General features: G+C 68.9%; 29 protein-coding genes and 2 riboswitches. Of the genes, 8 read left to right on the forward strand and 21 right to left on the reverse strand.

The genetic code is table 11. From position 1 onward, the window contains the following. Window positions 1-15: 15 nt before the first annotated feature. The 4 genes from cysD (at window position 16) to ASC61_RS17155 (ending at window position 4,244) form a co-directional block, all read left to right on the forward strand. A complete protein-coding gene (gene cysD, locus ASC61_RS17140) occupies window positions 16-927 on the forward strand; it encodes a sulfate adenylyltransferase subunit CysD (protein ID WP_056213988.1) in 912 nt (303 codons plus the stop codon). Further along, window positions 927-2,237, forward strand: coding sequence for a sulfate adenylyltransferase subunit 1 (locus ASC61_RS17145; protein ID WP_056213991.1), 1,311 nt, complete (start codon window positions 927-929; stop codon window positions 2,235-2,237). Before cysD ends, ASC61_RS17145 begins: the two co-directional genes overlap by 1 nt. Further along, window positions 2,234-3,442 (forward strand): uroporphyrinogen-III C-methyltransferase, encoded by a 1,209-nt coding sequence (cobA, locus tag ASC61_RS17150; protein ID WP_056213994.1) that lies wholly within the window; start codon window positions 2,234-2,236, stop codon window positions 3,440-3,442. Before ASC61_RS17145 ends, cobA begins: the two co-directional genes overlap by 4 nt. 132 nt (window positions 3,443-3,574) lie before the next feature. After that, window positions 3,575-3,725: riboswitch (FMN riboswitch) on the forward strand. A 60-nt stretch (window positions 3,726-3,785) separates the two neighbouring features. Continuing rightward, on the forward strand, window positions 3,786-4,244 hold the full coding sequence (locus ASC61_RS17155; protein ID WP_056213997.1) for a 6,7-dimethyl-8-ribityllumazine synthase: 459 nt from the start codon (window positions 3,786-3,788) through the stop codon (window positions 4,242-4,244). 22 nt (window positions 4,245-4,266) lie between these two features. On the opposite strand, the gene ASC61_RS17160 is transcribed toward ASC61_RS17155, so the two are convergent. The 4 genes from ASC61_RS17160 to ASC61_RS17175 all read right to left on the reverse strand — a co-directional run bounded on the left by ASC61_RS17160 (window position 4,267) and on the right by ASC61_RS17175 (window position 6,212). Further along, window positions 4,267-4,722, reverse strand: a complete 456-nt coding sequence (locus tag ASC61_RS17160) for a hypothetical protein (protein WP_056214000.1) — start codon at window positions 4,720-4,722, stop codon at window positions 4,267-4,269. Window positions 4,723-4,808: 86 nt separating this feature from the next. After that, the gene (locus tag ASC61_RS17165; RefSeq protein ID WP_056214003.1) at window positions 4,809-5,198 is read right to left on the reverse strand and encodes a hypothetical protein; all 390 of its coding nucleotides are present in this window, start codon (window positions 5,196-5,198) and stop codon (window positions 4,809-4,811) included. Then, a complete protein-coding gene (locus ASC61_RS17170; protein ID WP_056214006.1) occupies window positions 5,191-5,556 on the reverse strand; it encodes a hypothetical protein in 366 nt (121 codons plus the stop codon). Before ASC61_RS17170 ends, ASC61_RS17165 begins: the two co-directional genes overlap by 8 nt. Further along, complete coding sequence (locus tag ASC61_RS17175; RefSeq protein WP_082530734.1) at window positions 5,553-6,212, reverse strand: alpha/beta hydrolase; 660 nt, start codon at window positions 6,210-6,212, stop codon at window positions 5,553-5,555. Before ASC61_RS17175 ends, ASC61_RS17170 begins: the two co-directional genes overlap by 4 nt. Before the next feature lie 218 nt (window positions 6,213-6,430). Here ASC61_RS17175 and ASC61_RS17180 point away from each other — a divergent pair, with 218 nt between their 5' ends. Continuing rightward, window positions 6,431-6,844 carry a hypothetical protein gene (locus tag ASC61_RS17180; RefSeq protein WP_056214009.1) on the forward strand — a complete coding sequence of 138 codons (414 nt, stop codon included), beginning with the start codon at window positions 6,431-6,433 and terminating at the stop codon, window positions 6,842-6,844. 24 nt (window positions 6,845-6,868) lie between these two features. On the opposite strand, the gene ASC61_RS17185 is transcribed toward ASC61_RS17180, so the two are convergent. After that, window positions 6,869-7,447, reverse strand: a complete 579-nt coding sequence (locus ASC61_RS17185; protein WP_056214011.1) for a maleylpyruvate isomerase family mycothiol-dependent enzyme — start codon at window positions 7,445-7,447, stop codon at window positions 6,869-6,871. Window positions 7,448-7,504: 57 nt separating this feature from the next. On the opposite strand from ASC61_RS17185, the gene ASC61_RS17190 reads away from it, so the two are divergent. Beyond that, window positions 7,505-8,254, forward strand: a complete 750-nt coding sequence (locus ASC61_RS17190) for an alpha/beta fold hydrolase (protein ID WP_056214014.1) — start codon at window positions 7,505-7,507, stop codon at window positions 8,252-8,254. Between the two features lie 9 nt (window positions 8,255-8,263). On the opposite strand, the gene gcvP is transcribed toward ASC61_RS17190, so the two are convergent. The 10 genes from gcvP to ASC61_RS17240 all read right to left on the reverse strand — a co-directional run bounded on the left by gcvP (window position 8,264) and on the right by ASC61_RS17240 (window position 16,600). After that, a complete protein-coding gene (gene gcvP / locus ASC61_RS17195; protein ID WP_056214019.1) occupies window positions 8,264-11,083 on the reverse strand; it encodes an aminomethyl-transferring glycine dehydrogenase in 2,820 nt (939 codons plus the stop codon). An 84-nt stretch (window positions 11,084-11,167) separates the two neighbouring features. Continuing rightward, window positions 11,168-11,256: riboswitch (glycine riboswitch) on the reverse strand. 41 nt (window positions 11,257-11,297) lie between these two features. Next, window positions 11,298-11,882 carry a MerR family transcriptional regulator gene (locus tag ASC61_RS17200; RefSeq protein WP_056214021.1) on the reverse strand — a complete coding sequence of 195 codons (585 nt, stop codon included), beginning with the start codon at window positions 11,880-11,882 and terminating at the stop codon, window positions 11,298-11,300. A gap of 164 nt (window positions 11,883-12,046) precedes the next feature. Further along, entirely contained in the window at window positions 12,047-12,523 is a 477-nt protein-coding gene (locus tag ASC61_RS17205; RefSeq protein ID WP_056214024.1) for a bifunctional nuclease family protein, read from the reverse strand. A gap of 4 nt (window positions 12,524-12,527) precedes the next feature. Continuing rightward, the gene (gene ftsR / locus ASC61_RS17210) at window positions 12,528-13,247 is read right to left on the reverse strand and encodes a transcriptional regulator FtsR (RefSeq protein WP_056214028.1); all 720 of its coding nucleotides are present in this window, start codon (window positions 13,245-13,247) and stop codon (window positions 12,528-12,530) included. Between the two features lie 13 nt (window positions 13,248-13,260). Continuing rightward, on the reverse strand, window positions 13,261-13,713 hold the full coding sequence (locus ASC61_RS17215; protein WP_056214031.1) for an FHA domain-containing protein: 453 nt from the start codon (window positions 13,711-13,713) through the stop codon (window positions 13,261-13,263). 91 nt (window positions 13,714-13,804) lie between these two features. Then, the gene (gene gcvH, locus ASC61_RS17220; protein ID WP_082530735.1) at window positions 13,805-14,182 is read right to left on the reverse strand and encodes a glycine cleavage system protein GcvH; all 378 of its coding nucleotides are present in this window, start codon (window positions 14,180-14,182) and stop codon (window positions 13,805-13,807) included. Window positions 14,183-14,199: 17 nt separating this feature from the next. Beyond that, window positions 14,200-14,904 carry a DUF881 domain-containing protein gene (locus ASC61_RS17225; RefSeq protein ID WP_056214035.1) on the reverse strand — a complete coding sequence of 235 codons (705 nt, stop codon included), beginning with the start codon at window positions 14,902-14,904 and terminating at the stop codon, window positions 14,200-14,202. Next, on the reverse strand, window positions 14,897-15,229 hold the full coding sequence (locus tag ASC61_RS17230; RefSeq protein WP_056214038.1) for a small basic family protein: 333 nt from the start codon (window positions 15,227-15,229) through the stop codon (window positions 14,897-14,899). Before ASC61_RS17230 ends, ASC61_RS17225 begins: the two co-directional genes overlap by 8 nt. Further along, the gene (locus tag ASC61_RS17235) at window positions 15,226-16,023 is read right to left on the reverse strand and encodes a DUF881 domain-containing protein (RefSeq protein ID WP_056214041.1); all 798 of its coding nucleotides are present in this window, start codon (window positions 16,021-16,023) and stop codon (window positions 15,226-15,228) included. The genes ASC61_RS17230 and ASC61_RS17235 overlap by 4 nt, the downstream gene beginning before the upstream one ends. 1 nt (window position 16,024) lies before the next feature. Next, window positions 16,025-16,600, reverse strand: coding sequence for a CDP-alcohol phosphatidyltransferase family protein (locus ASC61_RS17240; protein WP_056214044.1), 576 nt, complete (start codon window positions 16,598-16,600; stop codon window positions 16,025-16,027). Window positions 16,601-16,811: 211 nt separating this feature from the next. On the opposite strand from ASC61_RS17240, the gene ASC61_RS17245 reads away from it, so the two are divergent. Beyond that, window positions 16,812-17,429, forward strand: a complete 618-nt coding sequence (locus ASC61_RS17245) for a superoxide dismutase (protein ID WP_056214047.1) — start codon at window positions 16,812-16,814, stop codon at window positions 17,427-17,429. Window positions 17,430-17,457: 28 nt separating this feature from the next. On the opposite strand, the gene ASC61_RS17250 is transcribed toward ASC61_RS17245, so the two are convergent. The 4 genes from ASC61_RS17250 to ASC61_RS17265 are packed head-to-tail and all read right to left on the reverse strand — an operon-like array spanning window position 17,458 to window position 21,136. Continuing rightward, window positions 17,458-19,416: a cytochrome c oxidase assembly protein gene (locus tag ASC61_RS17250; RefSeq protein ID WP_056214050.1), complete on the reverse strand. Its 1,959-nt coding sequence runs from the start codon at window positions 19,414-19,416 to the stop codon at window positions 17,458-17,460. After that, the gene (locus tag ASC61_RS17255) at window positions 19,397-19,909 is read right to left on the reverse strand and encodes a copper resistance CopC family protein (protein ID WP_056214053.1); all 513 of its coding nucleotides are present in this window, start codon (window positions 19,907-19,909) and stop codon (window positions 19,397-19,399) included. The genes ASC61_RS17250 and ASC61_RS17255 overlap by 20 nt, the downstream gene beginning before the upstream one ends. Further along, complete coding sequence (locus ASC61_RS17260; RefSeq protein WP_056214056.1) at window positions 19,902-20,570, reverse strand: YcnI family copper-binding membrane protein; 669 nt, start codon at window positions 20,568-20,570, stop codon at window positions 19,902-19,904. Before ASC61_RS17260 ends, ASC61_RS17255 begins: the two co-directional genes overlap by 8 nt. A 38-nt stretch (window positions 20,571-20,608) precedes the next feature. Beyond that, a complete protein-coding gene (locus tag ASC61_RS17265) occupies window positions 20,609-21,136 on the reverse strand; it encodes a hypothetical protein (RefSeq protein ID WP_056214059.1) in 528 nt (175 codons plus the stop codon). 118 nt (window positions 21,137-21,254) lie between these two features. On the opposite strand from ASC61_RS17265, the gene rocD reads away from it, so the two are divergent. After that, window positions 21,255-22,469 (forward strand): ornithine--oxo-acid transaminase, encoded by a 1,215-nt coding sequence (gene rocD / locus ASC61_RS17270; RefSeq protein ID WP_056214062.1) that lies wholly within the window; start codon window positions 21,255-21,257, stop codon window positions 22,467-22,469. Between the two features lie 82 nt (window positions 22,470-22,551). Here the strand turns inward: rocD and ASC61_RS17275 are convergent, their stop codons facing one another. Beyond that, complete coding sequence (locus tag ASC61_RS17275) at window positions 22,552-23,367, reverse strand: spermidine synthase (RefSeq protein ID WP_056214066.1); 816 nt, start codon at window positions 23,365-23,367, stop codon at window positions 22,552-22,554. Then, entirely contained in the window at window positions 23,364-24,401 is a 1,038-nt protein-coding gene (locus ASC61_RS17280; RefSeq protein ID WP_056214069.1) for a Gfo/Idh/MocA family protein, read from the reverse strand. The genes ASC61_RS17275 and ASC61_RS17280 overlap by 4 nt, the downstream gene beginning before the upstream one ends. Between the last annotated feature and the right edge of the window lie 5 nt (window positions 24,402-24,406).

Raw genomic sequence — 24,406 nt, forward strand, 5'->3', positions numbered from 1 at the left:
CACGCAAAGGCACCGATGACCCTGACCGACGAACGCCGTCTCACCCAGCTCGAGTGGCTGGAGTCCGAGGCGATCCACATCATCCGCGAGGTCGCAGCCGAGTTCGAGCGCCCCGTGCTGCTGTTCTCCGGTGGCAAGGACTCGGTCGTGATGCTGCACCTCGCGGTCAAGGCGTTCTGGCCCGCGCCCGTGCCGTTCCCGGTCATGCACGTCGACACCGGCCACAACTTCCCTGAGGTGCTGGCGTTCCGCGACGCCACGGTCGAACGTCTGGGTCTGCGCCTCGAGGTCGCGAGCGTGCAGGACTACATCGACGACGGCCGCCTGCGCGAGCGCAGCGACGGCACGCGCAACCAGCTGCAGACCCAGCCGCTGCTCGACGGCATCACGAGCCACAAGTTCGACGCGGTGTTCGGCGGCGGACGTCGCGACGAGGAGAAGGCCCGGGCCAAGGAGCGGGTGTTCTCCCTCCGCGACGAGTTCGGCCAGTGGGACCCCCGCAACCAACGGCCCGAGCTGTGGAACCTCTACAACGGCAAGCACCGCCCCGGTGAGCACGTCCGCGTGTTCCCGCTGAGCAACTGGACCGAGCTCGACGTCTGGCAGTACATCGGCGCCGAGGACATCCAGCTCCCGGAGCTCTACTACGCGCACCAGCGCGAGGTGTTCGAGCGCGACGGCATGTTGATCAGCGTCAGCGAGGTGTCGCAGCCGCGCGAGGGCGAGACCGTCGAGAAGCGTCAGGTCCGCTACCGCACGGTCGGCGACATGTCGTGCACCGGCGCCGTCGAGAGCGATGCCGTCACCGTCGACGACGTGATCGTCGAGGTCGCCGCCACGCGGCTCACCGAGCGTGGCGCCACCCGGGCCGACGACCGCGCCTCCGAGGCAGCCATGGAAGACCGCAAGAAGGAAGGCTACTTCTGATGAGGACGCTGCTCCGCCTGGCGACCGCTGGTTCGGTCGACGACGGCAAGTCCACCCTCGTCGGGCGCCTCCTGTATGACTCCAAGTCCGTGCTCGCCGACCAGTTCGATGCCGTCGAGCGGGTCAGCCGTGACCGCGGCCTGGCATCCGCCGACCTCGCACTCCTGACCGACGGGCTGCGCTCCGAGCGCGAGCAGGGCATCACGATCGACGTCGCCTACCGCTACTTCGCCACGGCTGAGCGCTCGTTCATCCTCGCCGACTGCCCCGGGCACGTGCAGTACACCCGCAACACCGTCACCGGCGCCAGCACAGCCGATGTCGTGGTGCTGCTGGTCGACGTCCGTCATGGCATCCAGGAGCAGACCCGCCGTCATCTCGCCGTCGCGTCGCTGCTGCGGGTCCCGCACGTCATCGTCGTGGTCAACAAGATCGACCTGGTCGAGTTCGACGAGGACACCTACAACCGGGTCTCCGACGAGGTCCTCGAGTCCGCGCGCAGCCTCGGTCTCTACGACGTCGCGACGATCCCGGTGTCGGCCCTCGACGGCGACAACGTCGTGGACCGGTCGGACCGTACGCCGTGGTACGACGGGCCGAGCCTGCTCGCGTACCTCGAGCAGCTCTCCCCCGTCGGCTCGCCGCAGTCCGAGCCGCTGCGCTTCCCCGTGCAGCTCGTGATCCGCCCGCAGTCTGCGGCCGGCGACGAGTTCCGTGACTACCGCGGCTACGCCGGGCAGATCGCCTCGGGGCTCGTGCGCGTGGGCGACGCGGTCACGGTGCAGCCGAGCGGTCGTACGAGCACCGTCACCGGCATCGACTTCGCCGGCAAGGAGCTCACCGAGGCGTTCGCACCGCAGTCAGTGACCCTGCGGCTCGCCGATGACATCGACATCTCCCGCGGCGACCTCCTGGTGACGTCTCGCAGCGTCCCGCCCGTCACGCAGGACATCGACGGGACGATCGCGTGGCTCGCCGAGGGCGCGCTGCTGCCCGGCACGAAGGTGCTGCTCAAGCACGGCACCAAGACGGTCCAGGCCATGGTCAAGGTCATCGGCGGCAAGCTCGACCTCGACAATGCTCGCCTCCTGCCTGCCGAGTCGCTGGGGCTCAACGACATCGGCCACGTGACCCTGCGCCTTGCCGCCCCGATCCCGGCCGAGGAGTACATCCACGCCCGGGGCACCGGGGCCTTCCTGCTGATCGACGCGCAGGACGGCGGCACGCTGGCGGCCGGCATGGTCGGCGATGCGCTGCTCGACACCAAGGCGGCCGTGGAAGCGATCGGCGAGACTACAGTTCTCGTATGACCTCGGGTACGAACGGAAGCTTTCCGCTCACCCTTCGCGTGGCCGGCCGCAAGGTCGTCGTCGTCGGCGGTGGACACGTCGCCACGCGGCGTACGCTCTCGCTGCTCGACGCCGGCGCACGCGTCGTCGTGATCGCGCCGATCGTCTCGGACTCCCTCGCGTCGTCGATCGACCGCGGCGAGGTCGACTGGGTCCCGCGGACGTACGAGAGCGGCGATCTCGAGGGGGCGTGGCTCGTGCAGACGGCGACCGCTGACCCGGCCGTCGACGGACAGGTCGCCGACGACGCCGAGGCGCGCCAGATCTGGTGCCTCAAGGGTGGCGACCCTGACCACGCGTCTGCCTGGTCCCCCGCTGTCGCCCGCGTCGACGACGTCACGGTCGCGGTCAGTGGAGGCGGCGACGCCGGACGGGCTGCCGCGCTGCGTGACGGCGTGGCTGCCGCCCTGCAGTCAGGCGATCTCCCACTGAGGCACCGCACACATCATCCCGACGGCTTCGTGGCCCTCGTCGGCGGCGGGCCCGGTGACGCAGGCCTGCTGACAACACGCGGCCGGCGGCTGCTGGCCGAGGCCGACGTCGTCGTGATCGATCGTCTCGCACCTCATGGCGTGCTCGCGGAGCTGTCGCCCGACGTCGAGGTCATCGACGTCGGCAAGAAGCCCGACCACCACCCCATCCCCCAGCACGAGATCAACGCGATCCTGGTCGACCGGGCCAAGCAGGGCAAGATCGTCGTCCGGCTCAAGGGCGGCGACCCGTACGTCTTCGGGCGCGGCGGCGAGGAGCTCATCGCCTGCCGCGACGCCGGCATACCCGTCGAGGTCGTGCCGGGCGTCACCAGCGCGGTCGCCGTGGCGGCGGCCGCAGGCATACCGGTCACCCATCGCGGTGTCTCGCGGGGCTTCACGGTCGTCACCGGCCACGAGTCACTGGCCGATCTGCCGCGCAACCGGGCCCACACGATCGTCATGCTGATGGGCGTCAAGCGCCTCGCCGAGACCGCCACCGAGCTCATCGCGGCAGGTCACGACCCTGAGACACCCGCCGCGCTCGTGGAGAGCGGCTACAGCGACGGGCAGCGCGTCACGGTCGGCACCTTGGCCACGATCGCGGACCGGGCGGCAGCGGTCGGTGCCGAGCCCCCGGCCATCACGATCCTCGGCGACGTCGTCACGCTCTCCCCCGCGTGGCCAGGAGCCTGAGGCCGCCGCCGGAGTCCCGCGATTTGTGAGGTTGGAGGCGTATCCCAGCGTGGGAAGCGCCTCCTTCCTCACAAATCGACAGCATGCCCTCGCGTTCGAGCCCGGTTCGCTATCGTTCAGGGACACACAACAGCACGTTCTCAGGGCGGGGTGGAACTCCCCACCGGCGGTAGGGGCGGCAACGCCCGAGCCCGCGAGCGCCATCGTCGAAGGTGACGATGGGTCAGCAGATCCGGTCGAACTCCGGAGCCGACGGTCACAGTCCGGATGGAAGAGAGCGGCGCTGAACGCCCGTACGGGTTCGGCGCACAGCCTTGGGTCGTCATGACAGAAGGAATCACTCATGAATGACCGTTCACCCACCACCACTCCGCGCATCGCGTTCGTCCGTGCCCGGTGGCACGCAGCGATCGTCGACCGGGCCCATGAAGGGTTCGTCGACGAGATCGGTTCCGGCGGCAGCCTGGACGTGTTCGACGTGCCCGGCGCACTGGAGATCCCGCTGCACGTCAAGACCCTCGCGCAGACCGGGCACTATGACGCGATCGTCGGGTGCGCCCTCGTCGTCGACGGAGGCATCTACCGGCACGAGTTCGTCGCGGCTGCGGTGCTCGACGGGCTGATGTCCGTGCAGCTCAGCACCGACGTCCCCGTGTTCTCGCTCGTGCTGACTCCCCACGCGTTCCACGAGACCGAGGAGCACCACCGCTTCTTCGCCGAGCACTTCGTCGGCAAGGGGCGTGAGGTCGCTCAGGCGTGCCTGGCGACACTCGCCGCGCGCCGCGAGCTGGTCGCGGGCTGACGCACGGGCGGCCCGGTGACGGTCAGCCGTCCTGGGCCGCCAGCCACGCGCTGAGGTGCTTCTCGCCCTGCCGCATCACGATGTGGTGCCCGGCGATGAACACCGGCCGCAGCAGCCACGACGTCCAGCGCATCCATCGCCGGTCCGTGGCGACCCGCCAGTCGATGTCCATCGCCGACACCCCGTCGGCGAGCTCGACGAACGTGACGACCCCGCGTCCACGCAGGTCACCCTCGGAGGTGAAGCTCAGCCGATCCGGCCTGTGCGCCTGCAGGTTGGCGAGCCGGAACGTGACGGCATACCCGAGTCCGCTCGCCGCCCGGACGTCGAGGTTGTCGCCGTCGTATGCCATGACCTGGACCGACGGCCACCACGGCAGCGGGTCCGACGTGTTGAGCAACGCCTCGAGCACGTCCCAGAGCGACTCGCGGCTGCGGTCGACCCGCCAGCGCGAGAGCAGGACGTACTCGGAATTCATCCAGACTTCTCCGTGTCGCTACCGAGGCTGGAGTGGCCATCGGGATTGAATGGATCTGGCCCTACGCGGTATGAGTGCGTAGGGCCTTAGCTCTGCCCCGACGAGGCGGTGCGCCGCAGCCACCACAGTCCCACGAGCGGCAGCACGAGCGGCACGAAGCCGTAGCCTTCGCCGAATCCCGACCACACCGTCTGGTCCGGGAACAGCGAGTCGTCGACGAGCGACAGCACCCCGGTCACGAGCACGCCGACGAGCTCAATGGTGATCGTCAGCAGCGCGAGCCCTCGCAGGCTGCGGGCCAACGCGATCGTCGCGACGATGTAGACCACGCCCGCGAAGGCCGACATCGAGTACGCGAACGGCGCCTCGTCGGCCTTGGTCGCGAGCTGGACGATCGAGCGAGCGGACGCGGCGAGGGCGAACACCGCGTAGATCGCGACGAGGACCCGGCCGAAGCCGTGGGACGTGTCAGACATAGGCGCCCTTCCAGATGCCGAGCAGGCGTACGCACAGCACGGCGATCGTCAGCATCGCGACGACGACGACCCCCGTGCCCCACCGCGACTTCTCCGCGATGCCCCACAGGACCGCAGCGGGCGGAATGAGCACGATCGTGACGAGGTAGGACACGAACAGCACGCCGTCGACGTCACGGTCGGTCGAGCCGAGCGCGATGCAGCCACCGATCAACAGCGCGAGGAGCAGGACCTCGAGCGCCGCGACGGCGTAGAACAATGGATTGCTGAACGGGCGTTGCTTCCAGGTGTGCCAGCCGGCGAATGCACCCACGAGCGCAGCAGCCAAGGCCACGACGTACGCCACGAGGTCGGTCACGCAATGCCTTCGTTCGGGGCCTCCTCGTGCGAGGTGGCGGTCAGGATCTCCGTGACCGAGTCTTCCACGAACCGTCTCCAGGTCGACAGGTGGCGGGCCATGAAGTGCCCGGCGCCGTCCAGCGCCCGCCACGTGGCGCTGGTCGCGAGGTCGCGGCTCCGCTCGACGTACGCCTTGCTGGCCGCCGGCGAGGTCCACCGGTCAGCGGTGCCGTGCAGGATCCGCAGGTAGCGACCGGCGATCGCTCCGTTGGCCTCCCCCGGCGGCAGCCACGGGGCCAGCCCGACGACGCCGACCACCGCCGGGTCGTCAGCGGCACGGCAGGCGGTACGCCCACCCATCGAATGACCGACCAGCACGACCGGGACGCCGCGGTGTTCCGCGGTCAGCTGGTCGAGCGCCCAACGCGCGTCGCGGACGGGTGCGGGATCCGTCTCGGAGTTCCAGCCACGCACGCGATACTGCAGAAGGCTCAGCGCGATCTCGTTGCGGCGGGCGAACCGTCGCAGCGATCGCGCCATCAGCGCCATCCGCCACCAGCTCGCGTGCTTGTTCTCGACCGGCTCGACGTTGCGCTGCTGCCCCCCGTGGAGCAGCAGCAGGATGGCCTTCGGGGAGGCAGGCGTCGTGTAGCGGTCGAGTCGGGGCCCTGGCATGCCATCGATGCTGTCACGGGCCCGAAAGCCTCGCACCGCCAAGCGAGCGACCTCACACTCGTCCAGTCGGCGGCAACGCCCGTTGGGTCGTCAACTCGTGGTTCGCGGCCGTGACAAGGGCGGAGATTGCGTGCTCCCCATCGATGTCGACAGGTCGATGCGACAGCCCGTCACGACTGTGTATGCTCGCTACTCACATCTGCTCGGGAAGGTACTCCATGCGTCTTCAGCTCTCCGCCGCACTCGCGGCGCTCCTCATCGCCCTCGGACTCGTCACGCTCACGCCAACGTCCGCCACCGCGTCGGGAGGGCTCCAGTGCAACATCGGCGCCGTGGACAGCGCGGCCAGCTCGCTGCAGAGCTCCCGCACCTATCTGAACGCCCACAGAAGCACCTCGAGCTGGAAGCGCTACGTACCTCGCGTGAGCGCGACCTACAGCAACGTCGCTGAATGCTTCACCGGGTCGGCGCGCACGCTGATGCTCCAGTCTCTGGACGCGTTCCTCGGCCACTATCGAGCGAAGCACTGGTCCAAGGGCATTGCCCAGCTCGATGCGACGATCAAGGTGCTCCGCAGGATCGTCAACGCCTATTACGACTCGGACGGCGACATCTGCCCGACCTACTGCTAGTCCGTGCGGCCGGAGCGAGACCGGTCACGCCGTCCAATCGGCGGGCGTGCGTCCACTGCGCACGAGGAGGCGTACGAGCTCATCGGCGGGCGGCGTTGTCTCCGCCGAGGCCCGGAAGCCCATCTCCGCGAACGACTCGCCGAGCAGCAGGGTCAGGCCGTCGTGGGCCGCGCTCATCACCTCGGCGTCGAAGGCGACCGACACTCCGCGACCCGCCGCGAGGTCCCACGTGTGGATCACGGTCTCGGCGATCAGCTCGGCGAGCATGACCCTCATCGGGGTCGCCCCTCGGTACGGCATCGTGATCGTCTCGTCGGTCCGCGCTCGCAGGGTGGCGACCAACGCCGCTGACGCATCGCGCAGGTCGCTTCCGGGCTCGGCGGATGCCCGGTAGGTGGGCGACCCGTCGAGGACGGGCGCCTCACGGTCCGCGGCACACGCCGCCGTCACCTGCTGCCAACCGATGAGGTGCTCGAGCAGCCGTCGTACGTCGAACTCGTCGCACGGTGTCGGCAGGTCGAGATCGCTCGGCTCAAGCCCGTCTGCGACCTGCAAGGTCGTGGCCAGGACCGTGCCGAGCAGGTCGACGTACCGATCGCGCATACCGAGGAATCTACCGACTCAGCTCACCGTGACAGCAGTCATGTCATGATGTGCCGCATGCCCGCACCTCTGGTCCTGATCTCCGCCGCGATGGCGGTCCCATCCGGCTTCTACCGGCCGCTCGTCGAGGAGCTCGAGCAGCGCGGCTGGGAGGCCAGGGCACTGCCGACTCGCGGCTTCGAACGCGGCGAGCCGACCGCGTCACGGACCCACGACTGGAGCTACGCCAGCGAGATGGCGTTGATCGCCGACGAGGTGGCCAAGGCACGAGCCGACCAGCCTGATCGCCCCGTGATCCTGCTGGGGCACAGCCTCGGCGCCCAGATCTGTGCCGGTCACGAGCTGCACCACGAGCCGAGCGACGGGTTCGTGGCAGTCGGCGCGTCCGTGCCGCACTTCCGGTCGTACCCCAAGGCGGGTCTCCCGGTGCTGTTCCTCGGCGTCAGCGTGCCGGTCGTGGCACGGATCCGGGGATTCGTGCCCAAGCCTTTCTTCGGTGCACCCGGTGCTCGTACCTTGATGCGCGAGTGGGCCCGGTTCGTCAGGTCGGGCAAGCCACCGTTCGCCGTTCCGAAGCGCATCACGACCCCGTCGCTCGTCGTGCAGCTGCAGGGCGACACGTACGCGGTGTCCCGCTCCAACAAGATCTTCACCGAGGCGTTCCTCGACCCGGAGCACTCCACCCGCTGGGTCTACCTCAAGGACGCCGTCCCCGAGGGCGGCACGACCCACCACGTCATGTGGGTCAAGACCCCCGGCCCCGTCGTCGACCGCATCATCGCTTGGTGGGGAGAGGTCGAGAAGTAGCCGACGCTCTTACTCGGCGAAGGCCTCGATCGGGGGGCAGGAGCAGGCGAGGTTGCGGTCGCCGTACGCCTGGTCGATCCGGCCGACGGGCGGCCAGTACTTGTCGTCCACCGACCCGGCCGGGAACGCCCCGGTCTCGATCGAGTAGGCGTGCTGCCAGTCGAGCAGGTCGCGCATCGTGTGCGGCGCGTGCACCAACGGGTTGTCGCCGTCGGCGTACTCCCCTGCGGTCACCGCGTCGATCTCGGCACGGATCGCCAGCATCGCGTCGCAGAAGCGGTCGAGCTCGGCGAGGTCCTCGGACTCCGTCGGCTCGACCATCAGGGTCCCTGGCACCGGGAAGCTCATGGTCGGCGCGTGGAAGCCGTAGTCGATGAGCCGCTTCGCGACATCGTCGATGCTGAGCCCGGACGCCTTCGTGAGCGGCCGGACGTCGAGGATGCACTCGTGCGCCACCAGACCGTTGTCGCCCGTGTAGAGCACCGGGAAGGCGCTCTCGAGGCGCTTGGCGATGTAGTTGGCCGACAGCACCGCGACCGAGGTCGCCTCGGTCAGGCCGTCAGCGCCCATCATGGCGATGTAGGCGTACGGGATCGGCAGGATGCCCGCGGATCCGTAGGGTGCCGCGCTAATCGCGCCGACACCCTCGCGCTTGCTCTCCACCGGGTGCAGCGGGTGCGTCGGCAGGAACGGCACGAGGTGCTCCGCGACCGCGACCGGACCCACACCGGGGCCGCCACCGCCGTGCGGGATGCAGAACGTCTTGTGCAGGTTGAGGTGGGACACGTCGCCGCCGAACTGTCCGGGTGCGGCATGCCCCAGCAGCGCGTTGAGGTTCGCCCCGTCGACGTACACCTGGCCGCCGTGGCTGTGGACGATGTCGCACAGCTCGGTGATGCCGTGCTCGTACACGCCGTGCGTCGACGGGTACGTCACCATGATCGCGGCGAGGTCGTCAGCATGCGCCTCGCACTGCGAGCGGAGGTCGTCGAGGTCGACCTCGCCCTGATCAGTCGACTTGACGATCACGACGCGCATGCCGGCCATGACCGCCGATGCGGCATTGGTGCCGTGCGCCGACGCCGGGATCAGGCAGACATTGCGGTGGTCGTCGCCGCGGCTCAGGTGGTACGCCCGGATCGCCAGCAGACCGGCGAACTCGCCCTGCGAGCCGGCGTTCGGCTGGATCGACACGGCGGCATATCCGGTGACCTCAGCCAGCCACGACTCGAGCGTCTCGACGAGCTCGATCATCCCGGCGGCGTCCTCTGCCGGCACGAACGGATGCAGGTCGGCGAAGCCGGGCCAGCTGATCGGCTCCATCTCGGCCGTGGCGTTGAGCTTCATGGTGCAGGAACCGAGCGGGATCATGCCGCGGTCGAGGGCGTAGTCGCGGTCGCTGAGCTTGCGCAGGTAGCGCAGCATCTGCGTCTCGCTGTGGTGCTCGTGGAACACCGGGTGCGTGAGGATCTCGTCGGTGCGCAGCAGGTCTGCCGGCAGGGAGTCCGGCGCCTCAGCCACTCCCGCCACACCGAACGCGTTCCACACCGCGTCCAGGTGCGCCGTCGTCGTCGTCTCGTTGGTCGTGATGCCGACGTGATCGGCGTCGACGAGCCTCAGGTGGACGCCGGCCTCACGGGCCTTGGCGACGATGCCGGTCGCCTCGCCGGGCACCTTCGCGACGACAGTGTCGAAGAAGCCGCCCTCAGCGACCTCGACTCCCCCGGCCCGCAGGCCGGCCGCCAGCAGGCGGGCCGAACCGTTGACCTCGCGCGCGATCTCGCGGAGTCCGTCAGGACCGTGGTAGACGGCGTACATCGACGCCGCGACGGCCAGCAGCACCTGTGCGGTGCAGATGTTGGACGTGGCCTTCTCACGACGGATGTGCTGCTCGCGGGTCTGGAGCGCCAGCCGGTACGCCGGGCGGCCCGCGCTGTCGACCGACACGCCGACCAGGCGACCGGGCAGGTGACGCTCCAGGCCCTCACGGACGGCCATGAAGCCCGCGTGCGGTCCGCCGTAGAACATCGGCACCCCGAACCGTTGGCTCGATCCGACGACGACGTCTGCACCCATCGAACCGGGAGATGCCAGCAGCACGAGGGCCAGCGGGTCCGCCACGACGACAGCGAGGCCGCCTGAGGCGTGCGCAGCGTCGATCGCCGGCCGCGGATCGATGATCTGGCCGTCGGTGCGGGGGTAGGCGATGATCGTGCCCGCGGCCTCCACGTCGGGCACGCCGGCCGTCAGGTCGGCCTCGACGAGCTCGATCCCGAGCGCCTCGGCGCGGGTGTGCGTCACGGCGAGCGTCTGCGGGAGCAGGCCGGCGTCGATGATGATCGGCAGCGCGTCCTTGCCCTTGGTCGCGCGTCGGATCAAGGTCATGGCCTCTGCGACCGCGGTGCCTTCATCGAGCAGCGACGAGTTCGCGGTCGTCAGGCCGGTCAGGTCGGCGATCACCGTCTGGAAGTTGATCAGCGCTTCGAGCCGGCCCTGCGAGATCTCCGGCTGGTACGGCGTGTAGGCCGTGTACCAGGACGGGTCCTCCAACACGTTGCGCCGGACGACGGGCGGGGTGACGGTCGGGTGGTAGCCCAGGCCGATCATCGCCACGCCGGGGTTGTTGCGGTCGGCGAGCTCACGCAGCGTGGCGAGCGCCTCCGTCTCGGTCTGTGCGGCCGGCAGGTTGAGCGCCGTGGCGCTGCGGATCCCGGCCGGGACGGCGGCAGCCATCAGGGCGTCGAGCGAGTCGTAGCCGACCCGGCGGACCATGGCGTCCTGGTCGGACCGGGTCGGACCGATGTGGCGACTGGCGAATGCTGATGACACGAGGGAGCTCCCGAAGGTAGAGGCGTCGAACTACGCCTCCCCTTCTGTCACTCCCGGCCGCGAGGCAGAGGGCTCCAGAATTGCCTCGGTCGCGTGGTCCTTGGTGCCTGAGAGGTTCCGGGGAGGAATTGCCCCTTCGGCGCCGCCTGGGCGAACTCTCCCACGCGCGGTCGACAGCACCCCAAGCCTACCAAGGTGGTGCCGGGGTGTGCGCCTAGGAGCTGAGGCGGGCGCGGCGGCGAGCGGCGAGCTCGTCGTCGGCAAGGCTGATCTCGACAGCACGCTCGCTGGGGAGCTCGTGGAGCGAGCCCTCGATCTCCTTCCAGACACCACCGATCGCGATGCCGAACACGCCTTGTCCGCCCTGGAGGAGGTCGATGACCTCATCGGCGGAACGGCACTCGTAGACGCTGGCCCCGTCGCTCATGAGCGTGACCTGGGTCAGGTCGTCGGTGCCACGGGCACGCAGGTGGTCGATCGCGATGCGGATCTGCTGGAGCGAGACACCGGCGTCGAGCAGACGCTTGATGATCTTGAGCAGCAGGATGTCCTTGAACGAGTAGAGGCGCTGCGTGCCGGACCCGGTCGCCGAGCGTACGGTCGGCTCGACCAGTCCGGTGCGGGCCCAGTAGTCGAGCTGGCGATAGGTGATCCCGGCGGCGCTGCAGGCGGTCGGGCCGCGGAATCCCGCGTCCTCCGGAAGCGGCGAGACATCATCGGTGAACAGGAGGCCTTGGTCGCTGGCCTCTGCCACGGCCTGCGTGGTGGCCGTGACGTCGTCGTCGCGTGACTCGATCATCCGAAATGCCTTCCAATGCTGGTATTGGGGAAGACTACCTCCACGAACTACATCCGTGTACCTTCGGTAGTTCTCTCAAGGTAAGGGTGAGACTTTGCCAAAGCAACGACCAAGCGCAAAACCGGGCGTGTCGCCGGACTAAAGTCTCACTTCAGGGTTGAGACTCACGCTTCAGGCGGCTTCTCAAAGTCTTCGGGCGAGATCTCGTCGAGGAACTCGCGGAACTTCTCGATCTCCTCGTCCTCGTCGGTCGTCGCGAGGATGCCGGCCTCGTCGAGGACGTCCTCGGCACACAGGATGCGTGCGCCCGACCGCAGCGCCAGAGCGATCGAGTCGGACGGCCGCGCCTCGACCTCGGAGCCCGAGGCGAAGACCAGGTTGGCGTAGAAGATCCCGTCGCGCACGTCGATGATCTGCACCTCGTTGAGCTCGTCCCCCAGCGCCTCGACGATGTGCTGCATCAGCTCGTGGGTCAGTGGTCGCGCCGTGACGGTCCCCTGCTGGGCGTACGCGATGGCGGAGGCCTCGACCGCGCCGATCCAGATCGGCAGGTAACGGCCGCCGTCGAGCTCCCGCAGGAGCACCAGCGGCTGGTTGGTCGGCATCTCGACCCGGACCCCCACGACCTCGACCTCGCGCACTGGACTAACCGCGCAGCCGGCTTCTGACCAGGACGGTCTGCAGGCGTACGGACAGCGCAGCGAGCGCCGACACGGCCTGTTCGCTGGCCTCCTTGTCGAGCTGACGGGCCCGCGGCGTCACGACCTGCTCGAACAGCGCCACCTCGCGATCGGCGGCCGTCCGGAAGATGCGTAGGTGCCGCGGCTCGATGCCGAGCTCGACGAACTGTCCGACCAGCGCGGCAACCTGCAACGCCTCGCCGTCGTAATAGGTCTGGGTCGGCCGGCGGTCGATCAGGCCGAACTCCTCGATGGCGTCGAGCGTGTCGGAGTTGATGCCTGCCGACTCGAGCAGCTCCTCGCGCGACAGGCGCACGTGGCTCTTGGGCTCAGCGAACGTCTCGGCGGTCGGCAGATCGTCGGCGGCAAGGCTGAGCCGCGGCACGCGCGTCACCCCGCCGAGCTCGGTGTCGGGCACGACACCCCGGTCGAGGTCGTCGAGCACCTGCCGGATGTGGCTCAGCGGCCAGAACTTGTCGCGCTGCTGGCGCAGGATGAACCGGAGCCGTTCGACGTCACCGAACGAGAACTTGCGATAGCCCGACGACGTGCGCTCGGGCTCGAGCAGTCCCTCGGACTCGAGGTAGCGGATCTTGGTGATCGTGAGGTCAGGGAACTCTGGCAGGAGCTCGTCGAGCACCTTGCCGATGCCGAGGCGAGACAGCTCCGGCAACGGCTCCGTCACGCCAGCGCCTCCGTCACGCCTGGTCCTTCAGTGCTCCGGCGAAGTAGATCAGGCGGTACTTGCCGATCTGCACCTCATCGCCGCCCGCCAGCGTCACTTCGCTGTCGATGCGGTCACGGTTGACATAGCTGCCGTTGAGGCTGCCGAGGTCGGCGATCGCGTAACCCGCCTCGCTGCGCGTGAAGGTCGCGTGGCGCCTCGAGACACTGATGTCGTCGAGGAAGATGTCGCTGTCGGGGTGCCGCCCGACGGTCACCACATCGCTGTCGAGCAGGAACCGCGCACCCGAGTCGGGGCCGCGCTGCACCAGCAGCATCGCGCTCCCGGCCGGCAGGTTCTCGACCGCCGAGACGTCGGACGCGGACATCTCCTCGGTGTCGGCATCGAGGATGGGGATGTGCGTCGTGTCATCGCTCGGAGGCACCGGTCCGGCGGTTTCGTCGGGCTCGTGGTCCGGCGTTGACATCGGGTTCACTCCTGAAAAGTCGTGGTCTTGAGTACGGGTTGAGACTTCGTCTCCAACTTAGCACCCGCGCGATGGCGACACGCCGTGATCGTCAGTCGGAGACGAGTGCGGAGTAGGCCTCGGCCTCGAGCAACGACGCCGTGGGCTCCTCGTCGACGGTGCGCAGCTTGATGAGCCAGCCCTCGCCGTAGGGGTCGGAGTTGATGACCTCGGGTCCGCCGTCGAGGGCGTCGTTGCGGGACACGACCTCGCCGGACAGCGGCGAGAAGATGTCGGAGACGGACTTGGTCGACTCGAGCTCGCCGATCACGGCACCGGCCTCGACCCGGTCTCCCACGGCGGGCAGCTCGACATAGACGATGTCGCCGAGCTGGTCCTGCGCGAAGTCGGTGATGCCGATCGTCGCGATGTCCTCGTCGAGGCGCACCCACTCGTGCTCTTCGCTGTAGTAGAGGTCCTCAGGGATCACCGCGTGCTCCTAGCCGGTCAAGATGATGGTCGAGCGTACTCAGGTGTCGTGACGTCGGCCAGCGCCGTGATCGTGACCTTGTCCTGCTTGGTCACGGTCGCCGTGCCACCGCGCGTCGTGATGGTGTCGATGAGTCCGCCGGGAAAGCGTACCGCCCCCGCGAGCACCGACGGGTCACCTATCGCCTCGATCACGTAGGGCCGCTTGATCTCGCGCCCACCGACGCGGATCTCGTCGTCCTCGTCGAGGAAGTAGGTCTGCGCGATGACGCGGGCCACGCCGTTGATCGCGATGGCCTCGGCGCCGGCGTCGCGCAGCTCCTCGATCGCGTCGAGCAACGCCGACGCGTCGATGTCCTTGTCGGGGTCCTGGATGATGACCTCCACGCCGGGCCCGGTGGCGCCGGACGTGCCGGCGAGGATCGCGAGCTGCTCGGCACGGAGCTTGGCCTGCTTCTCGGCCTGCTCGGAGCGCTTGGTGCTGCTGAGCAGGCCGTTGCGTGTCGTCGTGAGCTCGTCGATCTGGGTGCCGAGCCGTTCGTTGGCGGCGTCGAGGGACTTGAGCAGCTCGACCAGGTCGTCGCCGCGCACGTTCGAGTAGTCGTCGTTGTCCTTCTCGTGGATCTGCGCCACGATCGCGAGACCGAGGATGCCCAGCAGGACGGCGACCGTGACCAAGGGGAAGGTCGGTCGAAGGAGCGACCGCCACCGCGACTCAGGCATGGAAGATCCTCCGCCGGATCGCTGCGGCATTGGCGAAGATGCGGATGCCGAGCACGACCACGACGCCGGTCGACAGCTGCGAGCCCACACCGAGCTGGTCGCCGAGATAGACCATGAACGCGGCGATCACGACGTTGGAGATGAACGACACGACGAACACACGGTCGTTGAAGCGGCGTTCGCCAAGAGCGCGCAGAGCACCGATGACGGCGTCGAGCGCCGCGACGATCGCGATCGGCAGGTACGGCTGCAGGTCCGTGGGCACGGTCGGCTCGAAGAGGAGTCCGGCCGCGATGCCGATGGCCAGGCCGATGACCGGGATCATTCTTCCCCCTTGATGGCTGTCGCGTGACGGATCGTCATGCGCTTCTTGGGTACTGCGGGAACGGACAGGTCAGACGATGGTGTCATGCCGAACTGCACGGCGGCATCCGTCTGGCGGGCAGCCCAGTAGTGGCCCGCCGGGTTGTCCTCGAACCGCTGCATCAGTGTGTCGCTGGGGCCGATCGCCACGACGCGGTAGGGCGGCGCGATGTCGGTGTAGTTGACGTTGATCGCGTCGTTGGCGAAGTGGATGCCGGTGAGGTTGCCGATGCGCTGGCCGTTGATCGCCACGGCCTCGGCGCCGGCGTACCAGAGCCCGTTGACCAGGATCTGGAGGTCGTCGTCGGTGATCGAACCGTCGAGGTTGTCCTGTGCGCTGGGGCTCGCCACGATCGTGATGCCGGGGCCTGACACCGCGAGGTCGCCGGTCTCGATCCGGACGTCCTGGTAGGCCGGGTCGAACCGGTCGACGGAGGCCGACAGGTCGGCCACCTGCTTGCGGAGTCGCTCGGCGGTCGCCTCGCGGGTGGCCTGGAGCTTCTTGCGCGCCGCGACGTCGCTGATGAGCGTGCTGCGCTCGCGCTCGGTCGCCGGGCGGTCGTTGCGGGTCTGGACGGCTGCCATCATCACGAGCACCGCGAACGCCGCGAGAACGAGTGCCGTGAGCGGCGTGTTGAACTCGCGTGACTGTGCGTAGTCCCCGGCGCGTACGACGTAGTAGTCGTCGTCGAGCGCGGTGTCAGCGATCTGCTCGAGCAGGCCTTCGGCCCGCTGCGGCGCCTCCGGCTCGGACACGTCAGCTCCGGACCACGGGGGCTGTCGAGGTCATGAGCCGGCGCACCTGGAAGGCGTACAGGACGCCGCCCCACCAGTAGAGCGCGACACCCCAGATCGTGAACGCCCAGCCGAACACGTTGGCGAGGTCGGCCACGGTGCCGGTCGCGTCGCCCAGGAGCAGCAGCGGGAAGGCGTAGAGCAGGCTCGCGGTCGCGGCCTTGCCGAGGAAGTGGACCGGCAGCGAGCTGTAGCCGCGAGTGCGCAGGAACGGCACGAGGCTGAACAAGAAGACGTCGCGCAGCGGCAGGATCACGGCGAGCCACCACGGGATGATGTCGCGGTAGCCGAGCCCTATCACGACGGCCAGGATGAAGAACCGGTCCGCGACGGGGTCGAGGATCGCACCGATCTTGGACGTCTGGTTGAGCCGGCGAGCCAGCTTGCCGTCCAGGTAGTCGGTGACGCCGGAGACCATCAGGACGGCCAGCGCGAGCTCGTCGTACCTCGGACCGAGCACGAGCCACAGGAACACCGGGACGAGCAGCAGGCGCACGAAACTGAGGGCGTTGGGGATCGTGAGGATGCGCTCCTCCATCTCGATCCTCCTCGTACGTCGTGGTCGTTGCCCCCGGAATGTCCACAGACAGACTAGGACATGGGTACAGGTGTGAAGGCGCCGGACACGGGCGCGCTGCCCACGGGTTGGGCACCGGCGTTGCGTCCGGGAACAGGACTGACAGACTGGCCGTTGAAACGCATACAACTACACAACGGGCACACGAGGTGCCCACGTCCCGAGGAGGATCGTGGCTGACTACACACTTCCGGATCTGCCGTACGACTACGGCGCACTGGATCCGCACATTTCGGGCAAGATCATGGAGCTTCACCACTCGAAGCACCATCAGAACTACGTCAACGGCCTGAACACCGCGCTCGAGAAGCTCGAAGAGGCGCGGAGCACCGAGGCCCACGACACGATCAACCTGCTGGAGAAGAACCTCGCGTTCAACCTCGGCGGTCACATCAACCACTCGATCTTCTGGACGAACCTCTCCCCCGAGGGCGGCGACAAGCCCGACGGCGAGCTCGGTGCGGCGATCGACGACAACTTCGGCTCGTTCGACGCGTTCCGCGCGCAGTTCGAGGCATCGGCGCTGGGCCTGCAGGGCTCGGGCTGGGCGATCCTGGCCTGGGACACGCTGGGCCAGCGGCTCATCAACGTGCAGCTGTTCGACCAGCAGAACAACATCCCGGCGACGCTGATCCCGATCATCCAGCTGGACATGTGGGAACACGCGTTCTACCTCGACTACCTCAACGTCAAGGGCGACTACGTCAAGGCGTGGTGGAACATCGCCAACTGGGCCGACGCCCAGCGGCGCTTCAGCGCGGCGACCTCCGGCGGCCAGATCATCTTCTGACCGACGACACGGCCGACGGCGGGATCCCTCAGGGATCCCGCCGTTTTCCATGCTCGGCGAGGTCACGGAGACGGGCGTTGTAGGCCTCGAGCTGCTCGTCGCCGGTACGGCTCTCCGACCGGTCGAACCGCTTGGCCTCGCGGGCGTCGGACTTGAACCACTGCACGAGGATCGCGGCCATCACCAGGATCAGCGGGATCTCGCCCATCGCCCAGGCCATGCCGCCGCCGAGGTACTGGTCGGCCAGCAGGTCCGTGCGATAGGGCCGGTCCAGGGAACGCCAGTAGTCGCCGGCGAACACCGTGTTTGACGACATGACCGCCACCGCGAAGAACGCGTGGAACGGCACGGTGACCAGCAGCATCCCGAAGCGTACGAGCGGCTGGATCGCGCGCGGTGCTGGGTCGACGCCGATCAGGACGTAGTAGAACAACGTGCCGACGGCGAGGAAGTGCAGCTCCATGAGCGCGTGGCCCCAGTGGTTGCCCATGAGGGACTCGAAGGCCCCGCTGAAGTAGAGGCCGTAGAGGCTGCCGATGAACAGCACCGGCGGGATGATGGGGTGAGTGAACAGCTGCGAGAACCGCGAGTGCAGGAACGACAGGAGCATCGTGCGCGGCGCCACCTCGCCCGGCTGACGCGGCCCCGGGAGCGTGCGCAGCGCCAGGGTCATGGGTGCGGCGAGCACGAGGAAGATCGGCGCGACCATCGACAGCAGCATGTGCGACGCCATGTGGGCGCTGAACAGGACGTGTGAGTAGACGCCCAGCCCGCCGAACGTGGCCCACGCGATGACCAGCATGCCGAAAAGCCACGAGATCGTACGTCCGACAGGCCACGCGTCGCCGCGCTTGCGCATCGCCCAGACCCCGCGCAGGTAGAGCGCCGTGCCGAGGCCGACGACCGCGAGCCCGACACCGTTGCCGGACCAGCCCCACAACAGGCGCATCACGGTCGGAGCCGCCGGGAGCGGGCCACCGAGCAGCTCCTCGATCGGCGTGTTGAAGACGTTCTCGCCGACGGGCGTCGGAGTGCGTGACAGCGCCACCGCCAGCCCCATCGTCGCGGCCATGATGAACAGCTCCATCACGGCGAGCCGCAGGAATCCGGCCCCTTGGCTCCTGATCCGCCGTCGCTGCTGCCAGCCCAGCCAGCCGAGCGCTGCGAGGGCCGCGACCTTGAGCAGGACCATCCGGCCGTACGCCGAACCGAAGACCTCGCCGAGCGAGCCGAGGCGCACGGAGGCGTTGACGACGCCGGAGACCCCGATGATGACGAAGGCCCAGGTGGCCAGCGTCGAGAACCGGGCGATTGCGGGCTCGAGCCGCTTGCTGCCGTGCGTCGCGACCCAGCCCAACGCGGCCAGTCCGCCCACCCACAGCGTCACGCCGAGCAGGTGCAGCAGCAGGCTCGTCGTGGCCAGGTCGTGCGATCCGGACGAGGCGGCGTGGCCCGTCAGCGCGATCGGCGCCATCGCGGCCAGCGCGAAGCCGAGCAGTCCGGCCAGGGCACGGGTGCCCAGCGTCCAGCGCGCGCCGACCGCCACCACGGCGGCCAGCAGTGCCTGGAGCAGGATCGCGCGGCCTTCGGAGGCCTGCGCGTAGCCGCTGATGTAGGGCCACCTGAGCCCGGTCAGCGGGGCCGCGAACGTCTCGCCCACCTTGATGAAGAAGTAGAAGACACTGGCGAGCGCCCACACGCTCGCCCAGCGCACCGCAATGCGCACGGCCCGGACCGACAGCCCCTCCACCTCGGGGCCCGACGAGGGCAGCAGGAACACCGCCGCGGCGAGGAAGCCGATCACGAACACCGCCGAGGCGTCGGTCAGGAGCTTGGTGAACGGGACCGCCCAGCCGATGAACCCGCCCGCGCTGGGGATGCCGGCCAGCGCGATCTGGGGCGCCCCTCCCCCGATCTCCAGCAGGGCGACCAGCGTGAACCCGGCCAGCATGAAGGCCAGGACCACGTCACGGGTTGCGCGGGTCATCTCGCCTCCTCAGCGGTGCGAGGAGCAGGGCGATCGCCACGGCCGCGGCGAGGATGCCCCAGAACAGGTGGGCGCTGTGGCGGTGGATGAACGTCTCCTCGTCGGCGGGTTCGACCTGCGTGACCGTGCGGCCGGTCGTTGCGGAGTAGTGGATCGTCCCCTCGACGGGATGGCCGTCGGCGGACACCACGCGGTAGGACGCCGTGTAGCGACCCTTCTGGTCGACGTCGGCGATCGTCCCCGTCACCCGGTTGTCGACGGCCCGCACGCCGGTCACGTCGACCTTGCTGCCGTTGGGTGCGGTGACCGAGAGGTACGCCGGGTTGCCGACGTTCTCGTTGAACGTGAACGTGATCGCCGAAGGGGCGGTCCGCAATGTTGCGCCGTCCTTGGGGTCGGACCCGACGAGCGACGCATGCGCCGATGCCGGGCCCGACCCCACCAGAAGCAGGACGAGGCTCAGGAGAGCCGCACGGAGAACGACGTTACGCACGACGTCGATTCTCCCGCAGAGCCACAAGCAGGGCGACAGCCGCCACCGCGAGTGCACCCCCGCCGAGCCATCGACCCGTGGTGTCGGCATCCTGCGTGATCTTCAGCTTGCTGGTGTACGCCGTGGAGTCGTCGACGGGTGCCGACAGGCTGAGCGTCGGCGCCGGGTGCTCGGGCTCGGTGTCGCCCTTCTGCACCTGGTCCCAGGCGACGACCTTGCCGTCGCTGTAGGTCTGGGTGGCCGTGAACGCGATCTTGCCGGCATCGGGGAACGGTCCGCCCGAGATCGCGAACTCATCGAACTGCGAGGGCGGGATGCCCGCGCCGGTCGACGTCCAGGTGACCGTGCGTACGGCCTTGGTCAGCTCGAAGTCGCCGACCTTGGTCGGCTTGGCGAGCTTGGCCTCCTTGACCGTGACCTTCCAGCCCGGCTTGGTCTGGGCGTTCAGGAACGCGAACGGGGTGTCCTGGGGCAGCGTGACGACGAGCTTGGTCGTCGACGCCGTCTCGGACTCGGTCGGCACGCGGAAGACCGCCTTGCCGAACCCGCCCGGCGCCGCGTCGGTCGACGAGACGCTCACGTGAGCGAACGCGGGGCCGGCGATGCCCACGAGGGCAACTGTGAGGAGCGCAGCAGACAGCCGCGCGGTGGTGCGATTCATGAAGAGAACTTTCTGAGATGGGGTGAGCGAAGCGGGGGTCAGGACCCGCTCGGCGGTCCCCTCTCGACACGCGAGTGCGCCAGGCGTACGTCATGCAGTGATCGCGCCGCGATCACCGGCGCGACGGGCCGCCACGACGGGATCGCGACAACCCGCAGTCCGTGCGGCGCGACGCGGAGGCCGAGCCGCTCGGCGAGCTGCCACACGAAGGCCTCGCCACGTGCCAGGGCGAGGGCGCTGACCGCGGTCGCCAGCACGTGGGCGGCAATCATCGATGCGGACATCCGCATCTCGCCGGAGGAGCCGCCCAGGTGGACGCAGACCTGGCAGAGGATCAGGAGTCCCACGGTCTGACCGGGGGTGACCCGGCGCGCGCAGAGCAGCCACGCCACGGCTGCCGCACCGACGAAGGTCACCAGCACCGCGACAGCACCGAGGGCGCCGCCAGCGCTCAGGTGGCCGCCGGCGGCGGCGACGACGCAGGCCAGCGCGGCGGCTGTCGAGCGTACGAGCCGGACCGGACCTGCGGCCGGTCGCAGCGCGACGTCGAACGCGGTCCCAGGCACGACCTCAGGCTATCGACCAGCCGCCTCGTCGCCTCCACCGGCGGTGACGTGACGACGCGATCGCTGCCGGGATCACCGGAGTTCGAGGTGAACCTCGTACGTATGTACCGTGGGTCACATGGCAGCAACCGCACACGACACCGCGTCCTTCATCACCCTCGACGAGCAGTGGGGAGCGCACAACTATCACCCCCTTCCGGTCGTGATCTCCGAGGCCGAGGGTGCCTGGGTGACGGACGTCGACGGCAACCGCTACCTCGACTTCCTGTCGGGCTACTCAGCGCTCAACTTCGGGCACCGCCATCCTGCGCTGCTCGACGCGGCCCGCAGCCAGCTCGACCGGCTCACCCTGACGTCGCGCGCCTTCCACAACGACCAGTTCGGCGCATTCTGCCGCGACCTCGCCGCGCTCACCGGCACCGAGATGGTGCTGACGATGAACACCGGCGCCGAGGCCGTCGAGTCGGCGATCAAGGTCGCTCGCAAGTGGGCCTACGAGGTCAAGGGCGTCGAGTTCGACCGCGCCGAGATCATCGTCGCCGCGGGCAACTTCCACGGCCGAACGACGACGATCGTGTCGTTCTCCGACGACCCGGTCGCCCACGACAACTACGGCCCGTTCACGCCGGGCTTCATCACGGTCCCCTACGGCGACCTCGACGCGGTGCGCGCGGCGATCACGCCCAACACTGCCGCGGTGCTGATGGAGCCGATCCAGGGCGAGGCGGGCGTCATCGTGCCGCCCGCCGGGTTCTTCGCCGGCGTGCGCGCCCTGTGCGACGAGAACGACGTGCTGCTCGTCGCCGACGAGATCCAGTCGGGCCTCGCCCGTACGGGCAAGCTGTTCGCGCTCGACCACGAGGACGTGCGCGCCGACCTCTACACGCTCGGCAAGGCACTCGGCGGCGGCATCATCCCGGTGTCGGCGGTCGTCGGGCGCGCGGACGTGCTCGGCGTCCTCAAGCCCGGTCAGCACGGGTCGACGTTCGGCGGCTACCCCGTCGCCTGTGCCGTCGGGCGCGCGGTCGTCGAGCTGCTCGAGGGCGGTGAGTTCCAGGAGCGTTCACGTGATCTCGGCGAGCACCTGCACGGCCGCCTCGACGAGCTGGTCGGCAAGGGGCTCGTCGCCGTGCGAGGACGTGGCCTGTGGGCCGGCATCGACATCGACCCGTTGGCCAAGACCGGCCGAGAGGTGTCGATGGCGCTGCGCGATCGCGGGGTGCTCTGCAAGGAGACGCACGAACGTACGCTGCGCATCGCTCCCCCGCTGGTCATCACCCGCGAGGAGATCGACGGCGCGGTCGACTCGCTGGCCGAGGCGCTGCACGCCTAGGCGCAGCCCCAAGATGTCGGCACTTCTGTAGGTGATTCCGGCGCATCCAGGTTCAGAAGTGCCGACATCGTGAGGTCAGGGCTCAGCTGAAGAACGTCGCGCCGCCGGGCGGCGCCGGAGAGCGCTCGGTGTCCGCATCGGTGAACGGCGTCTTGCCGGCGAACTTCTCGATCACGTCGCGATAGGGCAGCACCCGGTACGGGAACGGTGAGCTCGCGGCGCGCCTGGTCAGCGCTTCCCACGGCAACGGTGACTGCGACGCGGACACCAGCACGTTGCCGAACCGGCGGCCCTTGAGCGTCGCCGGCTCGGCGCTGATCATGACCTGGTCGAAGTGGTCACGCACGCCGCGAACCACCCGGCGTACGTACGGGAATGGCGCGCGATCGGCGAGGTTGAGCAGCACGACTCCGTTGTCCACGACGACCCGTGCGAGGTCGGCGAAGAACTCGGTCGTCGCGAGCTCCGCAGGCACCTGGGCGCCGTCGTACGCATCGAGGATCGCGACGTCGGCGAAGTCGGGGCGCAGGGCGGCGATGCCGGAGCGACCGTCGACCGGCCGCACCTTGATGCCGCTGTTGCGTGACAACGGCAGCTGCTCGCGCACGAGTGCGGTGACCCGCTCGTCGGGTTCGAGCACGATCTGTGCGGACGTCGGCCGCGCCACCGAGACATAGCGCGGGATCGTCATCGCCGCTCCGCCGATGTGGACGAACCGCAACGGCTGGCCAGGCACGGCGAGCGCGTCGATGACGTCGGCGATGCGCTGCATGTAGTCGAACTCGAGCCGGCGTGGATCGTCGAGGTCGACGTGGGACTGATCAGTGCCGTCGATCCGCAGCGTGTGACCTGACGGGCGATCCCGGTCCTGGACGATCTCGATCGCGCGCTCCGTCATTCGCGCAGGCCGGCGGCCGCCATGTCGTCACCGATCTGGCGCCGGATCTCGTCCGACGCCTCGAGGGCGGTGATCGACGCCTCGAGGGTCCACCACGGTGTCTGCGTCTCCCCCGCCGTGATGCGCCGGGCCGCCTCGGCCGCCTGGAAGTGCAGGCCTGAGGCCTGGTTGCCGCGAGGCTCGTCGTACGTCAGCGTGCGGTCGGGGTAGCGCAGGGTCAGGGGTCCCGGGCTGTGGTGCGCGGGCTCGACCGTCAACATGCCTTCGCTCCCGACGATCGTGACCTGGTTGGCGAGGAAGCCGTGCAGCGTCGTCGCGATGACCGACAGCGTGCCGCCGGTGTGCGTCATCGTGGCGCCGAGCTGACCGTTGACGCCCTGTGGGTCCGGCTGGCCGAGCGCGGCGACCGCCTCGTGCGGACCGAGCAGCGCGGTGACGAAGGCGAGCGGATAGATGCCGAGGTCAAGCAGCGGGCCGCCGGCCAGCGCCGGGTCGAACACGCGGTGGCCGTCGGGGAACGACTCGCCGTACTCGGAGTGGACCGACCTGAGCTCACCGAGTCCGCCGAGCTCGACCACCTGGCGGACGACGTCCCACTTGGGCAGGAACATCGTCCACAGCGCCTCGGCGCAGTAGAGCCCGGTCTGTTCCGCGACGTCCGCGATCTCGCGAGCCTGTCCGGCGCTGAGCCCGATCGGCTTCTCGACCAGCACGTGCTTGCCTGCCTCGAGGCTCATGACTGCCAGCTCGAGATGGGCCGGATGCGGCGTGGCGACATAGACGATGTCCACCTCGTCGAGCGCGGCGAGCTCCTCGTAGCTGCCGACTGCCGTGCGTACGTCGTGCTGCGCCGCGAACTCCTGAGCCCTTGGCAGCGCCCGCGAGCCCACCGCGACGACCTCCTGGCGGGTGTACGTCTGCAGAGACTTCGTGAACTGCTCCGCGATCCAACCCGGTCCCATGACGCCCCACCGCAACGGCGGCGCGTCCATCGGATCAGGCGTACGCGGGGACGGCAGCGAGTCGAGCATCATGCTGA

Origin of the sequence: Aeromicrobium sp. Root344 (assembly GCF_001425755.1) — a bacterium.
In the GTDB taxonomy this organism is placed as follows: domain Bacteria; phylum Actinomycetota; class Actinomycetes; order Propionibacteriales; family Nocardioidaceae; genus Aeromicrobium.

Excerpts from the sequence above, each read along its gene's own strand:
- cobA (WP_056213994.1), top strand. The coding sequence starts at position 2,234 with ATGACCTCGGGTACGAACGGAAGCTTTCCGCTCACCCTTCGCGTGGCC.
- ASC61_RS17165 (WP_056214003.1), bottom strand. The coding sequence starts at position 5,198 with ATGTCTGACACGTCCCACGGCTTCGGCCGGGTCCTCGTCGCGATCTAC.
- ASC61_RS17145 (WP_056213991.1), top strand. The coding sequence starts at position 927 with ATGAGGACGCTGCTCCGCCTGGCGACCGCTGGTTCGGTCGACGACGGC.
- ASC61_RS17275 (WP_056214066.1), bottom strand. The coding sequence starts at position 23,367 with ATGACGGAGCGCGCGATCGAGATCGTCCAGGACCGGGATCGCCCGTCA.
- ASC61_RS17280 (WP_056214069.1), bottom strand. The coding sequence starts at position 24,401 with ATGATGCTCGACTCGCTGCCGTCCCCGCGTACGCCTGATCCGATGGAC.
- ASC61_RS17200 (WP_056214021.1), bottom strand. The coding sequence starts at position 11,882 with ATGATCGAGTCACGCGACGACGACGTCACGGCCACCACGCAGGCCGTG.
- ASC61_RS17160 (WP_056214000.1), bottom strand. The coding sequence starts at position 4,722 with ATGAATTCCGAGTACGTCCTGCTCTCGCGCTGGCGGGTCGACCGCAGC.
- ASC61_RS17155 (WP_056213997.1), top strand. The coding sequence starts at position 3,786 with ATGAATGACCGTTCACCCACCACCACTCCGCGCATCGCGTTCGTCCGT.
- ASC61_RS17215 (WP_056214031.1), bottom strand. The coding sequence starts at position 13,713 with ATGTCAACGCCGGACCACGAGCCCGACGAAACCGCCGGACCGGTGCCT.
- ASC61_RS17250 (WP_056214050.1), bottom strand. The coding sequence starts at position 19,416 with ATGACCCGCGCAACCCGTGACGTGGTCCTGGCCTTCATGCTGGCCGGG.
- ASC61_RS17240 (WP_056214044.1), bottom strand. The coding sequence starts at position 16,600 with ATGGAGGAGCGCATCCTCACGATCCCCAACGCCCTCAGTTTCGTGCGC.
- cysD (WP_056213988.1), top strand. The coding sequence starts at position 16 with ATGACCCTGACCGACGAACGCCGTCTCACCCAGCTCGAGTGGCTGGAG.
- ASC61_RS17185 (WP_056214011.1), bottom strand. The coding sequence starts at position 7,447 with ATGCGCGATCGGTACGTCGACCTGCTCGGCACGGTCCTGGCCACGACC.
- ASC61_RS17190 (WP_056214014.1), top strand. The coding sequence starts at position 7,505 with ATGCCCGCACCTCTGGTCCTGATCTCCGCCGCGATGGCGGTCCCATCC.
- ASC61_RS17230 (WP_056214038.1), bottom strand. The coding sequence starts at position 15,229 with ATGATCCCGGTCATCGGCCTGGCCATCGGCATCGCGGCCGGACTCCTC.
- rocD (WP_056214062.1), top strand. The coding sequence starts at position 21,255 with ATGGCAGCAACCGCACACGACACCGCGTCCTTCATCACCCTCGACGAG.
- ASC61_RS17175 (WP_082530734.1), bottom strand. The coding sequence starts at position 6,212 with ATGCCAGGGCCCCGACTCGACCGCTACACGACGCCTGCCTCCCCGAAG.
- ASC61_RS17260 (WP_056214056.1), bottom strand. The coding sequence starts at position 20,570 with ATGAATCGCACCACCGCGCGGCTGTCTGCTGCGCTCCTCACAGTTGCC.
- ASC61_RS17225 (WP_056214035.1), bottom strand. The coding sequence starts at position 14,904 with ATGCCTGAGTCGCGGTGGCGGTCGCTCCTTCGACCGACCTTCCCCTTG.
- ASC61_RS17180 (WP_056214009.1), top strand. The coding sequence starts at position 6,431 with ATGCGTCTTCAGCTCTCCGCCGCACTCGCGGCGCTCCTCATCGCCCTC.